Origin of the sequence: Campylobacter concisus, assembly GCF_003048375.1 — a bacterium.
GTDB classification, from domain to species: Bacteria; Campylobacterota; Campylobacteria; order Campylobacterales; family Campylobacteraceae; genus Campylobacter_A; species Campylobacter_A concisus_T.
Genome location: NZ_CP021642.1, coordinates 1,181,567 through 1,197,262 on the forward strand (window position 1 = coordinate 1,181,567; position 15,696 = coordinate 1,197,262).

Annotated in this window: 20 protein-coding genes; 9 read left to right on the forward strand and 11 right to left on the reverse strand. The window is 40.2% G+C overall.

Annotation, left to right across the window (positions count from 1 at the left end):
* Positions 1–29 precede the first annotated feature (29 nt).
* The 5 genes from CCS77_RS05880 to CCS77_RS10650 all read left to right on the forward strand — a co-directional run bounded on the left by CCS77_RS05880 (position 30) and on the right by CCS77_RS10650 (position 2,574).
* Positions 30–1,034, forward strand: coding sequence for a hypothetical protein (locus tag CCS77_RS05880; protein WP_107916854.1), 1,005 nt, complete (start codon positions 30–32; stop codon positions 1,032–1,034).
* The gene (locus CCS77_RS05885; RefSeq protein WP_002941847.1) at positions 1,031–1,552 is read left to right on the forward strand and encodes a membrane protein; all 522 of its coding nucleotides are present in this window, start codon (positions 1,031–1,033) and stop codon (positions 1,550–1,552) included. Before CCS77_RS05880 ends, CCS77_RS05885 begins: the two co-directional genes overlap by 4 nt.
* The gene (locus tag CCS77_RS05890; RefSeq protein ID WP_107916855.1) at positions 1,545–2,081 is read left to right on the forward strand and encodes a hypothetical protein; all 537 of its coding nucleotides are present in this window, start codon (positions 1,545–1,547) and stop codon (positions 2,079–2,081) included. The genes CCS77_RS05885 and CCS77_RS05890 overlap by 8 nt, the downstream gene beginning before the upstream one ends.
* A gap of 179 nt (positions 2,082–2,260) precedes the next feature.
* A complete protein-coding gene (locus tag CCS77_RS10645) occupies positions 2,261–2,422 on the forward strand; it encodes a hypothetical protein (RefSeq protein ID WP_236635250.1) in 162 nt (53 codons plus the stop codon).
* Positions 2,419–2,574, forward strand: a complete 156-nt coding sequence (locus CCS77_RS10650) for a helix-turn-helix domain-containing protein (RefSeq protein WP_236635251.1) — start codon at positions 2,419–2,421, stop codon at positions 2,572–2,574. The genes CCS77_RS10645 and CCS77_RS10650 overlap by 4 nt, the downstream gene beginning before the upstream one ends.
* Before the next feature lie 44 nt (positions 2,575–2,618).
* Here the strand turns inward: CCS77_RS10650 and CCS77_RS05900 are convergent, their stop codons facing one another.
* From CCS77_RS05900 to CCS77_RS05915, 4 genes are read right to left on the reverse strand one after another with little or no spacing between them, the layout of a single operon-like run.
* Positions 2,619–3,242, reverse strand: coding sequence for a tetratricopeptide repeat protein (locus tag CCS77_RS05900; protein WP_107916856.1), 624 nt, complete (start codon positions 3,240–3,242; stop codon positions 2,619–2,621).
* Positions 3,243–3,254: 12 nt separating this feature from the next.
* Positions 3,255–3,914 carry a tetratricopeptide repeat protein gene (locus CCS77_RS05905; protein ID WP_002941997.1) on the reverse strand — a complete coding sequence of 220 codons (660 nt, stop codon included), beginning with the start codon at positions 3,912–3,914 and terminating at the stop codon, positions 3,255–3,257.
* A gap of 10 nt (positions 3,915–3,924) precedes the next feature.
* Positions 3,925–5,265 (reverse strand): dihydrolipoyl dehydrogenase family protein, encoded by a 1,341-nt coding sequence (locus CCS77_RS05910; RefSeq protein ID WP_107916857.1) that lies wholly within the window; start codon positions 5,263–5,265, stop codon positions 3,925–3,927.
* Positions 5,262–5,579 (reverse strand): hypothetical protein, encoded by a 318-nt coding sequence (locus CCS77_RS05915; protein WP_002941809.1) that lies wholly within the window; start codon positions 5,577–5,579, stop codon positions 5,262–5,264. The genes CCS77_RS05910 and CCS77_RS05915 overlap by 4 nt, the downstream gene beginning before the upstream one ends.
* 77 nt (positions 5,580–5,656) lie before the next feature.
* Between CCS77_RS05915 and CCS77_RS05925 the strand changes: the two genes are divergently transcribed.
* Positions 5,657–6,208 carry a tetratricopeptide repeat protein gene (locus CCS77_RS05925; protein ID WP_107916858.1) on the forward strand — a complete coding sequence of 184 codons (552 nt, stop codon included), beginning with the start codon at positions 5,657–5,659 and terminating at the stop codon, positions 6,206–6,208.
* Positions 6,209–6,230: 22 nt separating this feature from the next.
* Here the strand turns inward: CCS77_RS05925 and prfB are convergent, their stop codons facing one another.
* Positions 6,231–7,331, reverse strand: coding sequence for a peptide chain release factor 2 (prfB, locus tag CCS77_RS05930; protein WP_107916859.1), 1,101 nt, complete (start codon positions 7,329–7,331; stop codon positions 6,231–6,233).
* A gap of 120 nt (positions 7,332–7,451) precedes the next feature.
* On the opposite strand from prfB, the gene panC reads away from it, so the two are divergent.
* Genes panC through tilS form a run of 3 tightly spaced genes read left to right on the forward strand, consistent with a single transcriptional unit; the run spans position 7,452 to position 10,575 of the window.
* Positions 7,452–8,273, forward strand: coding sequence for a pantoate--beta-alanine ligase (gene panC, locus CCS77_RS05935; RefSeq protein WP_107916860.1), 822 nt, complete (start codon positions 7,452–7,454; stop codon positions 8,271–8,273).
* Between the two features lie 2 nt (positions 8,274–8,275).
* The gene (gene rimO / locus CCS77_RS05940; RefSeq protein ID WP_107916861.1) at positions 8,276–9,586 is read left to right on the forward strand and encodes a 30S ribosomal protein S12 methylthiotransferase RimO; all 1,311 of its coding nucleotides are present in this window, start codon (positions 8,276–8,278) and stop codon (positions 9,584–9,586) included.
* Positions 9,583–10,575, forward strand: coding sequence for a tRNA lysidine(34) synthetase TilS (gene tilS / locus CCS77_RS05945; RefSeq protein WP_107916862.1), 993 nt, complete (start codon positions 9,583–9,585; stop codon positions 10,573–10,575). The genes rimO and tilS overlap by 4 nt, the downstream gene beginning before the upstream one ends.
* A 35-nt stretch (positions 10,576–10,610) precedes the next feature.
* On the opposite strand, the gene CCS77_RS10740 is transcribed toward tilS, so the two are convergent.
* From CCS77_RS10740 to gmhB, 6 genes are all read right to left on the reverse strand, one after another.
* A complete protein-coding gene (locus CCS77_RS10740; RefSeq protein ID WP_021089606.1) occupies positions 10,611–10,739 on the reverse strand; it encodes a hypothetical protein in 129 nt (42 codons plus the stop codon).
* A 1,054-nt stretch (positions 10,740–11,793) separates the two neighbouring features.
* Entirely contained in the window at positions 11,794–12,189 is a 396-nt protein-coding gene (locus CCS77_RS05950) for an SseB family protein (protein WP_009294047.1), read from the reverse strand.
* A gap of 1 nt (position 12,190) precedes the next feature.
* On the reverse strand, positions 12,191–12,760 hold the full coding sequence (gene gmhA, locus CCS77_RS05955; protein WP_021089569.1) for a D-sedoheptulose 7-phosphate isomerase: 570 nt from the start codon (positions 12,758–12,760) through the stop codon (positions 12,191–12,193).
* On the reverse strand, positions 12,735–14,153 hold the full coding sequence (gene rfaE1 / locus CCS77_RS05960; RefSeq protein WP_107916863.1) for a D-glycero-beta-D-manno-heptose-7-phosphate kinase: 1,419 nt from the start codon (positions 14,151–14,153) through the stop codon (positions 12,735–12,737). The genes gmhA and rfaE1 overlap by 26 nt, the downstream gene beginning before the upstream one ends.
* Positions 14,146–15,135, reverse strand: a complete 990-nt coding sequence (gene rfaD, locus CCS77_RS05965; RefSeq protein ID WP_107917300.1) for an ADP-glyceromanno-heptose 6-epimerase — start codon at positions 15,133–15,135, stop codon at positions 14,146–14,148. Before rfaD ends, rfaE1 begins: the two co-directional genes overlap by 8 nt.
* Before the next feature lie 20 nt (positions 15,136–15,155).
* Positions 15,156–15,671, reverse strand: a complete 516-nt coding sequence (gene gmhB, locus CCS77_RS05970; protein ID WP_107916864.1) for a D-glycero-beta-D-manno-heptose 1,7-bisphosphate 7-phosphatase — start codon at positions 15,669–15,671, stop codon at positions 15,156–15,158.
* Positions 15,672–15,696 lie beyond the last annotated feature (25 nt).

Genomic DNA, 15,696 nt, shown 5'->3' on the forward strand with positions numbered 1-15,696 from the left:
AAAAATAATGCACTAAATTTAGGAGAGTTATGTCTTTTAGCATCAAAAAGCTTTTTTCAAACCTTTTCTTAAGCGCCGTGATCGAGGGCAATGAGTGCGTTTTTTACGGTCAGGTCTTTAGAAATGGCAAGCTTATAAAAACCATAAATGCTAAATTTACAGACATAAGCATCGATGGTGTCGATGAAAAAGTTTTAAAATACATAGAAGAGCAAGAAAAGACATATTTTGGCGTCTATGTTTCGCTCTTTTTTAACGACGACTCACAAGGTGCGCTGCCTACTGCTAACTTTGACGAGTATAAAAATTTTAACATCAACACGCAAAATTTAACCAGCCTTGTGATGCAAGATAGCTGGAGCATATATGCAAATTTAAATGCTATAAGAAGATATAAGAACCTCTTTGGGCAAGGCAGCGTTGATCTTATCTACTCGCCTATCGCCCTGCTCTTTCACGAGCTTTTAAAGCGTGGAATTTCGCCAAAAACCACGCTATATCTCTACATCCACTCGCACTCTTTTGCGCTTGCGATATTTAAAGATAAGCAGATGAAGCTCTCTACGTTTTTAAATATGAGTGACGCTGAAGAGGGCAACGAAGAGATCGAAAGCCTAAAAGAAGAGGATATAACAGACATAGATAACCTCATCGTAAAAGAAGAAGATGGCGCAACGGCGCTTGATGATTTTAAGAGTTTGGATGATTTCTTAAGCGATGATAAACCAAAAGAATTTGAAGATCTAAACTACGAGCTAAACATGCCAGCTTCGACAAATGTCGAGAAGTCAGTGGCGATCTTTGGGCGCGATATGAAGATGTTTGACTACATCGCAAAAGCTATGAAAGAATTTTATGAAAATCCAATCTACGGCGGCGATTTTATCGAGCAGATCATCGTTTTTGAAAACACAAAAACAAGTGCGACCTTTTTACAATACCTGCAATCAGAGCTATTTGTGGAGACATCAAGCTATCCGATCAACACAAATCACATCATGAATGAGATCATGCAAGAAGAGATAACACTATGAAATTTAGCTTCATCACTCCAGAACCAAGACCGCTTCTATCTATCTTTAGTAAGCTCTGGCTAAGCCTTATCGGCTTTGTCTTTGTGGTGCTTTTGGTGGCAAATTTCTTCATCGTTTATAAAAACTACTCAACCAAGAAAAATATAGAATTCCTAGCAAATGAGCAAAAAGAGCTTAGCCAAAAGATAGTCACTACGGATGAAATTTCAGCCAAGCTTGCCGTGCAGATAGACTCTGCAAACGACATCTTTACGTCAAATTCTATCCTAAAGCAAAGCCTGCACAACCTTTTTGACCTTGTGCCTGATAGCATCACGCTTGAAGAGGTTTTTATGGACAAAAACTCACTCATCATCCGCGGCATAACGCCAACAAAGGATGTCTTTAACCAGCTCTTAGCCTCGCCGCTAAGGTCGATTTTCACCACGTCAAACACTAGCTTTTATCAGAGCAAAAACGGCTGGTACGGCTTTATAAGCACAAATAAGATTGATAATTCTGAGGGATATAATGAGTAAAAAAGATACGAGCTTAGAAAAAATCGACCCAGTAAAGCTTTTACTTTTTATATTTGCTTTTATCATAGTTTGCTTCATTATGATATTTGGCTTTATCGTGCCAAACATAAAAGAATTTAAAAACCTCTCAAGACAAAACTACTCGCAAACCTCATCATACACGAAGGTAAAAAATGAATTTGAAGCTAAATTTAAAGCACTTGAGGCGACAAGACAAAAAGATGGTGCTATCATCTTGGCTTATGATACAGCTTTTGATAAGGATAAATTTATAAATTTCGCATCGCAATTTTTTAGCGAAGTGAGCCTTAGCAAGATAGAAGAAGGCGAGAATAACGCAACTGAGAAGTTCTTTAGATACCGCCTAAATGTCACTAGCTCACTAAAAACCCCACAAAAATTTTATGACTTTTTAGACGCGCTTAGTAGCTATGACAGCATCATAAAAGCCGAATTTCCTATCGTCATGAAAGGCGAAAATGACAAAATCCACACAACCTTTAACATAAAAGTTTTTGGATTGAAGTAATTAAATTTAATAAATTTCTCCACATAAAATTAAAACTGCACCGCTTCTTAGCAAATACTTGGATATAAAAAAGCTAGAGCCATCTCTGCTACAAGAGGTCAAACAAGCTCTTACACGCAGATGCTGGCACACAAAGCGAGGTTGCAAAACTATGTGAAGAGCTTCAAACCAAGATCATAATGGCGACAAAAGATATTCTTGAAAGCAGGATCAAATTTAAAGAAATTTACGAATACGATATGAAGAGCAAGCAGCTTTTCAAAAATGGTGAAGAGGTACAGATGCCAAAAAATGAGGCAAAACTCTTCTTTTTGCTCGTGAGTAATATAAAAAAGTGGTGAGTTACGAAGTGATAGAAAACTATGTCTGGGGTGAAAAATCGATGAGCAACGAAGCCCTTAGAATGACTATCAAAAAGATAAGGGCAAAAACTGACGCCGACCTCATCAAAAACATCTCAGGTGTGGGATATAGACTTAGTGGATTAAACTAAATTTAACTTTGTGTAGCTTTTATAAATTTAAGCTACACAAATTCTTACTTTTTATCCACGCATTTGCCAAGTTGGCAGGCTCTTTTATAAAGTGCGTCCGCCTTTGTTTCATCGCCGCTTAGCTTCGCAAGCAAGAAGCAAGACTGCGCATACTCAAGCTCGCAGCTCTTTGCCAAAAGCCTTAGCACCCTAGCCTCGGCCTTAGTTCTATCTATCTTATGAGTTTTTAAATTTTCGCTTTCGATGTATGACTTTAGCCCCATAGCCTCGTTGTAGCAGCCAACGCCGTCGCCACTATCGCAAGCAAGTTTATAAAGTTTTAGAGCCTTTTCTAGATCTTTTTGCTCCTCAACCAGCCCTTGCTCGTAAATTTGACCCAAATTTGAGCACGCCGTTGCAAGCCCAGCATTGCAAGCCTTTTCGTAGTAGCCTTTTGCCTTTACGAAGTCCTTTTCGTTGCTAAAATTTACAGCTAAGTTGTTGCAGTCGATGCTATTTCCGCTCTCGCAGTTTTGCACCATCTTCTCTTTTTCAAGCTCAAGACGCTCTGCCCTAGCCTCCTCATTACTTTGCCAAAAGCCAAAGCTCACCATCTTTTGCCACGACCAGCAGCCACTTAGCATAAAGCTAGCAGCTACGATAAGCCCGAAATTTAAAACTTTTTTCACTTATTTTCCTGCTTACATGCCAAGCTTTGCGCCTAGTCTTTTCATCTGTGGGCACGCCTTGTTTAAACCACGAAAGCAAGCGACTTTGTAAATTCCATAAGCTCTCTTTTCATCCTTGTTCATACCAAGACCTAGCTCATACATCGCACCGATATTTGCGCAGCTTGGGAGATCTCCAGCGTTGCAAGCGTTTGTGTAGGCCTCCATCGCTAGATAGTAGTCTTGTTTTACGATCTCGCCCTTGCGGTAGGCGTTTCCTAGGTGGTAGCAAGCTTGTACGCCGCCACTGTTGCAGCTATCTTTGTAAATTTCGACCGCTTTTTTTGGATCTTTTTTCACGCCAAGGCCGTTTTCATAGAGTGTGCCAAGGTTTGAGCAAGCAAGCTGCACCTTCGCATCGCAAGCCTTTTTGTAGTTTGCGTAGGCATTGTCATACTCTTTCATAAGCTCAAAATTTACACCCAAATCGTTGCAAGCTTCAGCATCGCCGCTCTCGCACTTTGGTGTTAAAAGATCGATGGCATTTTTTGAAATTTGCTCTTTGTTTTGCACCACCTTTTCGTCCTTTGGTTGTTGCCATGAGTCATCTTGCTTTGGCGTCTCTCCGATGCCGATCACGTTTAAGCAGCCTGTGAAAAATAGAGCAGTTAAAAGTAGTAGATATTTTTTCATTTTTGTCCTTTTAATATTGTCCAAACAAGTCATTTAGGGCTTCGCTGATGCTTGGGTGAGTGAAAATTTGGTTTTTAAAGAAATTTGCATCTGCTTTTAAATTCATAGCGATCGCGATCTCATTTATGATCTCATTTGCGTAGATGCAGTGAAAGCTAGCCCCCAAAATTTCGCCACTACTAGCTTCAACGATCGCTTTAAGCATGCCCACATCGTGATTTAGCACCTTTGCTCCTGGCACTGCTGCCATGCTAAGTTTTAGCTCCTTGAAATTTAGCCCAAGCTTGCTAGCTTCTTTTGCATTTACGCCAACTCTTGCTAGCGGAGTGTCGGTAAATAGCACATTTGCATGGATACTTCTGTTTTGTGTAGTGCGCTTTTTATCGCCAAAAATTTGCGAGAAAACTATCCTAAAATCATCCAAGCTCGTGTAGGTAAAAAGCTCTCCACCGCGCACGTCGCCCACTGCATAGATGTTTGACACATTTGTTTGAAGGTGCTCATTTGTCTTTATAAAGCCTTTTTCATTTAGCTCGACGCCAGCTGCTTTTAAATTTAGATCATCTAAATTTGCCACTCTGCCAAGCGCTACTAAGAACGCATCTGCCTTGATGAGCCTATCTTCATTATCTTGTTTGAAATTTAGTGCATTGTCTTTTAGACTCTCTATCTCGCAACCCTCTAAAATTTCGATGCCCTGCACGTTTAGCGCATCTTTTACACTTTTAGCTATGTCTTCATCTTCGTTTTTTAGAAGTGGTGAGCGTCCGACGATGGTCACTTTTGAGCCAAAATTCGCAAACATCGATGCAAACTCGATGCCAATAAATCCGCTGCCAACGATGACAAGATGCTTTGGCATAGTTTTTAGATCGAGCAAAGTTTTACTTGAAAAGACGTTTGAGTTTGTTATCTCAAATGGCGCATACGCCTCTTTTGAGCCGGTATTTATGATGATAAACTCGCCTTCAACGACTTTTTGCTCGCCATTTGATGTCGTAACTAGGACGCTATTTTTATCTTTAAACGAGCCAACGCCATCGATCACGTCGATATTTTCTTTATCATTTAGCATCGCATAGTTTTTAGAATTTAAAGCTGAGATTAGCTTATTTTTGTTTTCTATGCTAAGCGTGTAATACTCGTTTTCAACGCTATTATCTGCATATATCGCCTCTTTTGCAGCTGTGATTAGACGCTTTGTCGGTATGCAGCCCACATTTATGCAAGTGCCTCCATACATCTTTGGCGATCTCTCGATTAGAGCGACTTTTTTGCCAAGCGCAGCAGCCTTTACAGCTAGCGTCTTGCCAGCCTTACCAAATCCAATAATAACAATGTCATATTTCATTTAATTTTTCCCATTATGTAGTATGTAGTTTCGTTTATCTTTTTGATATCCATTTTGTATTTATTTGCCCAGCTTTTGATGATCTCATCAACACGCTCTTTTATCTCTTTGACGGTTGCAACGTTTTTTATCTTTAGCCTATCCTCACTCCCGCTCATCGCTACAAAGCAAAGGTGCGGCTTTAGATGATCGTTTAGCTCGATCACACTCTTTGGCAAAAGGCCGTCAGTGTTATTTAAAATTCTACGCATATGCTCAGTGGTCGTTTCATCTATGTTGTAGCCAAGCTGTGTCAAAAGTGCGTTATGATCCATATCGTTCCTTTTTGCTTAAATTTGCGATCATTATAAGATAAAATTCGATAAAATCGCCTAAATTTTCAAGGACAAATATGAAAAAATTTATCATTTTTCTATTTAGCATTTTGCTATTTTGGGGCTGTTCTGCAGATCAAATTTCGCAAAATTTAGGTCTTAGCGAGCCACCACTTGATCCTGAAGTCGAGCAGATAGCAGACGCCATCTATCTATATAACGAGGGCAACTACCCAAAGGCTTGCAAGAGATTTTATGACTACGCAAAAGATGGCAACGTCCTAGCCATGCAGCAAACTGGCGTTTGTTTTCGTGACGGCAAAGGCTTTAGTAAGGATATCTTAAGGGCGCTTTTTTGGTTTGAGACAGCTGGTAGATACGGCAACATAGACGGACTAAGAAATGCTGGATACATCTACGAGTACGGCCTTGGGGTCAATAAAAATTTAGAAAAAGCGATATATTTTTACGAAAAAGCAACTAGCCTTGGCTCAAGCGAGGCTAGCTATGATCTAGGGCTTATATATCTTGGCAAAAATGACTATAAGAAAGCTAGAATTTATCTTGATGAGGCTTGCTACCATGGCAAAGAAAAAGCCTGCACGAAGCTAAAAGAGATGAAATTTTAGCTCTCATCTCTTTTAAATTTTACTACGCCTCAGCCTTTTGGGCGATTAAAACGCCCTCTATCATCTTTTTGATATCACCATCAAGTATCGCGTCAGTTTGCGAGTATGCCTCGCCGCTGCGGTTGTCTTTTACCTGCTGATACGGGAAAAGCACGTATGATCTTATCTGATGCCCCCAGCCGATCTCACTCTTTTCGACGCTGTTGCTCGCCTCTTGCTGCTTCATCAGCTCAAGCTCGTAAAGACGCGACTTTAGCATCTTCATCGCTGTGGCTCTGTTTTTGTGCTGGCTGCGGTCGTTTTGACACTGCACGACGATGCCAGTTGGTATATGCGTGATGCGGATGGCTGATTCAGTCTTATTTACGTGCTGACCGCCTGCGCCACTGGCTCTATAAGTGTCTATCTTTAGATCCTTCTCTTCGATCTCGATCTCTATATCATCATCTACTTCAGGGCTTACCATGACACTAGAAAAGCTAGTGTGGCGGCGTCCTGCGCTATCAAATGGACTTGTGCGAACGAGCCTGTGGATGCCATTTTCTGCCTTGAAGTAACCATAAGCGTTTTCGCCTTTTACGATAAAGCTCACATCCTTTAACCCCGCCTCTTCGCCCTCTTGAAAGTCCAGAGTCTCAACCTTAAAGCCCTCACGCTCGCAAAATCTAAGATACATCCTATAAAGCATGCTCGCCCAGTCGTTGCTCTCAGTGCCACCAGCTCCTGGGTGTATCGATACGATCGCGTTTTTGCCGTCATCTTCGCCACTTAAAAGCATAGAAATTTCTAAATTTACTATCTTTTCATCTAAATTTTTAGCATCTTCAAATAGAGAATTTATAGTCTCCTCGTCATTTTCAGAATTTGCTAGCTCAAATAACTCCTTTGCGTCGCTAACTGCTTGGTTGGCGTCACTAAATTTAGCAAGCATATTTGAAATTTTTGTCTTTTCTTTATTTAGCGCTCCAGCTCTTGCGATATCTTGCCAAAAGTCAGGGTCTTGCTCAGTGTCCTCGATCTCTTTTAGCCTAGCCTTTATCTCGTCAGGCTTTACGATAGAGCCTATGTTTTCAACTTTTGTTTGTAGCTTCTTTAAAAGCTCGTTGTATTCGTAACTATCCAAGTTTTTCTCCATAAATTTTTGCCGATTTTAGCCAAAAGTTGCTTACATTTTTAAATTTACGCCCTTTTAATCCTTTTTTGTTACAATGCCAAGTTAAAATTTAGATAAAAAGAGTCAAATATGCAGATCATAAGAACTATAAAAGAGCTTGAAAATTTTGTCCAAAATGCAAGCGGCAAGATCGGTTTTGTGCCGACAATGGGCGCACTTCACAACGGACACGTTAGCCTCATCAAAAAATGTGTGAGCCAAAACGAGACAAGCATCGTCTCAACTTTTGTAAATCCAACTCAGTTTTTACCAGGCGAAGATCTGGACAAATACCCAAGAAAAGAGCAAAGCGACATCCAAATTTGCGAGCAAAACGGCGTTAGCGCTATCTTTATACCAGATGCTAATGAGCTTTACTTTGAAGATGAGCCTCTCATCGTCGCTCCAAAGAAGCTTTCAGCCATCTTAGAGGGTAAAACTAGGCCTGGGCACTTTGATGGCGTCTTAAGAGTGCTAAATAAGCTATTTCGCCTAACTCGTGCAAATAGCGTCTATATGGGCAAAAAAGACACCCAGCAACTCATCATCGTGCAAAATATGATAAAGACATTTTTCTTAAACATCGAGCTAGTAGCTTGCGATATCGTTAGAGAGCCAGACGGCCTAGCACTTTCAAGCAGAAACATCTATATCTGCGACGAAGATAAGTGCAACGCATTAAGGCTTTCAAGATCGCTAAATAAAGCGCAAAATTTGATCCAAAATGGCGAAGAGGACGCAAGCGAGATCAAGGCAAATATGCTTGAGGTTTTAGAGCCACTAAAAGTTGATTACGTCGCGGTTACAGATAGAAATTTAAATGAAATTTCAAAGGTAGAAAAAGGCAATACCATCATCTTAGTAGCCGCCTATGTTGGCAAAACTAGGCTAATAGACAACATCTGGATCTAAAAATGCCAAAACTTCATCTAATCTCGCTTGGTTGTAATAAAAATTTAGTTGATTCAGAGATCATGCTTGGGCGCTTGCAAAACTACGATATCACGGACGATATCAGCGACGCCGACGTCATCATCGTAAATACTTGTGGCTTTATCAAGTCTGCCAAAGAAGAGAGCATACAAACCATCCTTGAGATGCACGAAGCTCGTAAAAATGGCTCTTTGCTCGTGGTGACTGGCTGTCTTATGCAGCGATACAAAGATGAGCTCATAAAAGAGCTACCAGAGGTCGATCTCTTTACCGGCGTGGCTGATTATGACAAGATCGATGAGATCATCTTGAAAAAGCAAAATTTATTTAGCCCGCAGACTTATCTGCAAGCAAACGAAGAGCGTGTGATAACTGGCTCAAACTACCACGCCTACATCAAAATTTCAGAGGGCTGCAACCAAAAATGTAGCTTTTGCGCGATACCGACATTTAAGGGCAAGCTAAAATCACGCTCGCTTGAGAACATCGTAAATGAGGTCAAAAATCTAGTCAAAAAAGGCTACTACGACTTTAGCTTTTTATCACAAGACTCAAGCTCATATATGCGTGATCAGGGCGTTAGCGACGGACTAATAAATTTAATAGACGAGATAGAAAAGATAAAAGGCGTAAGGAGTGCTAGGATACTTTATCTTTATCCAAGCACGACCAGCAAAGGACTAATAGAGCGTATCATCGCCTCGCCCATCTTTCACAACTACTTTGACATGCCCATCCAGCACATCAGCGAAAATATGCTAAAGATAATGAAGCGTGGAAGTGGTGCTAAAAAGATAAAAGAGCTTTTAAATTTGATGAGAAATGCCGAAAATTCATTCTTACGAACTGGCGTCATCGTGGGACACCCAGGCGAGAGCGAGGGGGATTTTGACGAGCTTTGCGCGTTTTTAGAAGAGTTTAAATTTGATAGAATTTCCGCCTTTGCCTACTCAAAAGAAGAAGACACAGCCTCTTTTGAAATGGAGCAAATACCAGCAAAAATCATCTCAAAAAGGCTAAGCAAGATAGAAAAGATCACCAAAAAAGCAATAAACGAGAGCTTGCAAAAAGAGCTTGGCAAGCAAATTTACGCATCGCTTGAGGGCATTAGCAGCGAGGGCGAGATGTTTTACGCTGCCAAAAAAGATATCTGGGACAAAGATATAGACGGCGAAATTTTAATAAACGAAAGCGACGTAAAAGAGCTTGAGATCGGCTCGCTCTACCTTTGTGAGATTAGCGACGTGGTTGATCAAAAACTAGTCGCCACCATCGTCAAAAAAGCAAAATGATAAGCCAAAATGCGCTTGATAGGCTAAGCTTGGGCGCAAACCTGCTTGCCTTCTCGCACGGCATCGATAGCACTGCACTTTTTTACATTCTACACGAGGCTGGGGTCAAGTTTGATCTAGCCATAGTCGATCACAACGCCAGAGAGCAGAGTAAAATTGAAGTTGAAAGCGCCAAAGAGCTTGCTAGTAAATTTGGCAAAAAAATCTACATAAAAAGCGTAAATTTAGGTAAGTCAAATTTTGAAAAAAACGCACGTGAGGCGAGGTATGAGTTTTTTGGAGAAATTTGCCAAAAATATGGCTATGAGAATTTGATCCTAGCGCATCAGTTTGATGATAAATTTGAGTGGTTTTTAATGCAGCTTGGCAAGGGCGCTGGACTAAAAGAGCTCTTTAGCATGAGCGAGCTTGAGAAGAGGGAGTACTTTTGGCTGGTTAGGCCGCTTTTAAATTTACGCAAAAAAGAGCTTCAAAACTACCTTGACGAGCGAGGTTTGCGCTATTTTGTCGATGAGACAAATTTAGATGGCAAGCTTAAAAGAAGCTTTGTGAGACTAAATTTTAGTGAGCCATTTTTGGACAAGTATTTTAGCGGCGTGAAGAAAAGCTTTGAGTTTTTGGAGGCTGATAGGCAAATTTTGCTACCAGAGATCACAAAGATAGATGATGAAATTTTCATTATAAAAAATGATAGTAACGTGGTTCGAGGCATCGATATGGCGGCAAAAGAGCTAAATGTGCTCTTAAGCAAGGCTCAAAAAGATGAGCTAAGCATAAATTTAGCAAAGCAAACAAGCGTGGTGCTAAGCGGCAAGATCGCCGTTGGCTACGCTAATGAATTTGTTTTAGTGACGCCATTTTGCAAAGCCGTAATGCCAAAAATATTTAAAGAAAAAGCTAGAATTTTAAAGCTCCCAGCGATAAATAGAGGCTATTTATTTGCAAACGGCGTTCAAATAGAAAATCTCTCTAAATTTTTTAGCAAATAGAGCGTTTTAGTCTGTAAATTTTGATCTACTAAAGGCTAATTTAAACTTTTTATCACCAAATTTTCTACAACAATCTTAACAAGTCTGCAAAAATTTAAAATTTCTATCTGCGAATTTGATCTACAAAGATCAAATTTAAAACTAAATTTTACTCCAACTCTCAAGCTAGAGCGCCCACAAACATTAATAATTAGAGTAAAACCGTGAATTTGATTTTAGTTATTTTATCTCTGAGATAAACTGCTTTTGCATTTAAATTTAGAGTATAAAGGCAACAAATTTGACCCACAAAAGAGTGAATTTTAAAGCTCAACCAGTAAATTTTACCTTTACGATATTTACACTAAAGCGTTAAGCCTGCAAAATTTAAAATTTCTATCGGTAAATTTATTTATTTTTAGTTTATTACAACTATTTTTTGGGCTTAATTTTAGCTATAAATTTAATCTGAAAAGTAAAATTTAAAGCCTTAAGCAGCAAATTTACTCAGGTTTTCAGGTAAATGTCCGCTTCAACCTTAGCAAATACAGCACTAGACCTGTAAATTTTCTATGCTGAAAGTCAAATTTAATCCATTAAGAGCCAAATTTAAAGCATCATCGAATAAATTTAATTTCACAGCTGTTTTAAAACAGCCCAAAAACTCATCTGCGATGTAAATTTCTCAAGCAAAAAACTATAAAATTTATGCACATATCTTTGCTGCAGGATAGCAACCAATCTTCAAAATTCAAAGCGCCCTTTTGGCTTTGAAAATCGTATATTAAATTTAATCTTACTACCAATAATAAAAGCGTAAATTTGATATATGAAACTAAGTTTTATAAACGAGATAATGAATTTTGCAGCTCATTAAATTTAAGCTCAGTTATAAATTTTAGTCTTAGCTTATGTGGTTATCAATCTCTCTAGTAAAAGCTAAAGTTACGTATCACTAGAGTGCTAAAATATAAATTTGAAATTTTCAGCCAATAAGCATTTAAAAATTAATAAATTTTTGTGGTTCATTAAATTTAAACCCTCATACAAATTTAGCCTCAACTCATCTCTAATATCAAATTTAATAAACGCGCTCAAAAAAGTTAAATTTATAAATCAGCGCCAGTCCCAGCAAAGCTAGCCCATAAAACAAAATCAAACAAGCCAGCAGTTTAAATTTACCTCATCAAAGCCATTTGCATAAAATAATACATAAAATTTTATAAATTTTATTACGCACTAAGCGAGGATTTTCTCTATCAGCTCTCTTTTTAGCACAAAGTCATAACTAAAAGCATCCACAACGACGCCAGCATAACTGCTCTCTTTTAGCATCGCAAGATACTCCTTTAGGCCTATCTCAATGCTCTCTTGCTCGCTGTCGTTTCGCCAAAGCTTCATCGCCTCTTTGCTAGTAAATGCCGGAAAATAGCTAAGCTTCTCGCCCTCATCTTCAAGCAGGATAAATTTGATATTTGAGCCCTCCTCCTCATAAACTACGCCGCCATCAGGCTTTGCAAGTGCTTGGTTTAAAAGCACTGGAGCAAAAAAAGTAGCCTTTTTTAAAGCCGATATCAAATTTATCTCATTTTTCTCGCTAGGATCACTTAAAAATTTATCCATCGCTTCTTGCATTTTAGCCCCTAAAAGCCTCATCTACAGCTTGGCAGATCGTGTGGATAAAAAAGATGTGTGACTCTTGAATTCTTGCTGTATCGCTTGAGCTAACGACTAAATTTAGATCGCAGCCCTCATTCATAGCGCCACCTCCTTTGCCACTAAGTCCAAGCACTGATACACCCATTTTCTTAGCACTTTTTATAGCCTCAAGGACATTTTTGCTGTTGCCACTTGTTGAGATCGCCACGAGCAAGTCACCAGGACGAGCTAAGGCCTCAAACTGACGTGAAAAAACGTAGTCAAAGCCGTAGTCGTTGCCAATGGCCGTAAGTGCCGAAGTGTCGGTAGTTAGCGCGATGCCAGGTAGTGGCTGACGCTCGCTTTTATATCTGCCAGTTAGCTCGGCTGCAAAGTGCTGTGCGTCCGCCGCAGAGCCGCCGTTGCCACATATCAGTACCTTTTTGCCATTTTTTAGCGTATCAGCCACCATCTGGCAAGCACGCTCCAAGCTGTCAAGTAAATTTACATGCTCGCTAAAGGTCTTTTGGTGAGCCTCGAGCTCATTTTTTATCATCGTTTTTAGCATCTTTTATCCTTTTTATTATCCCTGTTGTGCTTTTGCCCTCGACAAAGTCTATCAGCCTGACCTCTTTTACGATCTCGCTGCCAACGACCTCTTTGCCTTTATAGTCAGCCCCTTTTACAAGCACGTCAGGCTTTATCTTTGTTATCAAATTTAATGGCGTATCCTCATCAAATATCACGACATAATCAACAAATCCAAGCCCGCTTAGCACGCAGGCTCTATCATCTTGCGAGTTTATAGGCCTAGCCTCGCCTTTTAGCCTCTTAACTGAAGCGTCTGAATTTAGCCCAACAACCAAAAGATCGCCAAGCTCTCTTGCACGTGCAAGGTATTTTACGTGCCCAGCGTGCAAGATATCAAAGCAGCCATTTGTGAAAACAACCTTTTTCTTGCCCTTTTGGCTCAAAATTTCTTCTAACTCCTCAACGCTTTTAAGCTTGTGCTCGAAATTTGCCCCAAACGAGCTATTTAGCAGCTGCTCGATCTCGTTAAAGCTAGCCGTTGCGCTACCTATCTTTGCTACGACGACGGCTGCTGCGAGGTTCGCTATCTTGATCGCCTCTTTTATATCAGCCCCGTTTGCTAGCATGTAGCCAAGTGTCGCAAGCACCGTATCTCCAGCGCCAGTGACGTCAAAGACCTCTTTTGCTTTTGCCGCAAATATGTGCAATTTGTCATCATAAAGCGCGATGCCCTCTTCTGAGATTGTGATGATCGAATAGGTTAAATTTAGCTCGTCTTTTAGCTGCTTTATCGCCTTTTCAAGCTCGGCCTTGTCTTTTATCTTTAAATTTGTAGCCTCGCTCGCCTCTTTTTTATTTGGCGTTAGAAGGGTCGCGTTTTTGTATTTTGAGTAGTCGCTGCCTTTCGGGTCTATGAGCACTGGTATTTTTAGCCTCACGCACTCGTTTATGATCTCTTGGCAGATCTTGTCGCTAAGCACGCCTTTGCCGTAGTCACTTAGCAAGACCGCCTTGAAATTTGCAAGATTTTCTTTGACTTTTAAGACTAGCTCATCTTCTAAATTTATCTTTACAACACTCTCTTTATCGATCCTGACAACTTGCTGATGAGATGCCATGATACGGCTTTTTATCGAGCTTTCGCGCCCTTTTTCAGTGAGGATCAGCTCATCTTTTACATTTAGCTCAGCAAGCTTCTCTTTTATCTTTTTGCCAGCCTCATCATCTCCTAAAACGCTAGCCACGCTCACGTTTGCGCCAAGCGAGAGTAAATTTCTCACCACATTACCAGCGCCACCAAGCGTGTAGGTTTCGTTATTTATCTTAACAACCTGCACTGGCGCTTCAGGCGAGATGCGCTCGCAACTGCCCCAGATGTAGTGATCTAGCATCAAATCGCCGACGACTAAAATTTTAACTCTCTTAGCCATTTATCTCTTCCTTATAAATTCTCTTTATCTCTGGCAAGTAGTCTTTTATCGCCTCCTCTAAGCTCCAAGTCGCGCTAAAGCCAAATGCCTCGCGAGCTGGGGCCACGTCGGCCTCGGTGTGAAACTGATAAGAGCCGATAAATGGGTTTTTGATATATTCGTTGCCTAAATTTACGCCGATCTCACGCTGCAAGATGTCAGCGATATCTTGAAAGCTTCTAGCCTTGCCAGTAGCTGCATTATAGACGCCACTTGGCGCATCAAGCGCTTTTATATTTGCGTCAATGATATCTTTTATATAGACAAAGTCGCGTTTGATCTGGTCGCTGCCCTCAAAGAGCCTTGGGGTCTTGCCAGCTAAAATTTGCAGACCAAACTGAAGCACCATCGAGGCTGTTTTGTTTTTGAAAAACTCGCCCTTGCCAAAGACGTTAAAATACCTCAGTCCAACCACACTCACGCCGCGCTTTGCGTAAATTTTATTGATATTATCCATGCTTAATTTGCTAAAGCCGTAAACGTTATTTGGCGCTTCGCACTCGCCAACTGTTTGTGGGCTCTTTGCATTGCCATAAGTCGCCCCTGAGCTAGCGTAGATCATCTTTGCGCCCAAACTCTCGCAGATATCAAGCAAATTTACAAAGGCATTTACATTTGTTTTTATTAGCTCGTCTTGCTCTTTTACGGTCGTGTCTGAGATCGCTGCTTCGTGGTAGATGACGTCTGGGCGAAAGCTTTTTATCTTTTCAAGCGTGCTAGGATCATTGATGTCGCCAGCGTAAATTTCACCCTTAAAACCAAGTAAATTTTTAAAATGACCAAAGCTTTTTAGGTTGCCATTGCTAAATGTCTCGTCGTTTCTAAATTTATCCACAACAAGCACGTGAGCATCTTTATAGTTTTCATCAAAATAGTGTGCCAAAGCTGAGCCGATAAAGCCAGCGCCGCCAGTTACAACTATCTTTTTTCCGTTTAAATTCATAGTGATTTTTCCTTTTAAATTCATAGTGATTTTTCCTTTTTTAGCTTATTTAAAACATCTCTTACATCTTTAAAATTTATGCCATCAAGCAAGAAATTTCTGCCCACACCAGCCCTTTTGCCAGCCTCGACGTCGCTTGGTTTATCGCCTATCATGAGCGAGTTTTCAAGGTCGATGTCAAACTCTTTGCAAGCATCAAGTATCATTTTTGGATTTGGTTTTCTGCAGGTGCATTTTTGCTCTGGAGAGTGCGGACAAAAATAGACTTTGGTGATAAAAATTTGCTCTTTTTTAAAGCTTTCTAGCATAAATTTATTTAGAGCGTCAAACTGCTCCTGTGTGTAGTAGCCCCTGCCGATGCCTGATTGATTTGTCACGACAAAGAGCTTGTAGCCAGCCTTAGCAAATTCTCTTAACGCATCAAAAATGCCATCAATAAATTTAAAGTCTTTGATCTCGCAAACGTATCCAGCGTCTTCATTTATGACGCCATCTCGGTCTAAAAAAAGTGCTTTGTTGGCTGTTTCTTTTATCATTTGGTGATTATAGCCAAAATATTTT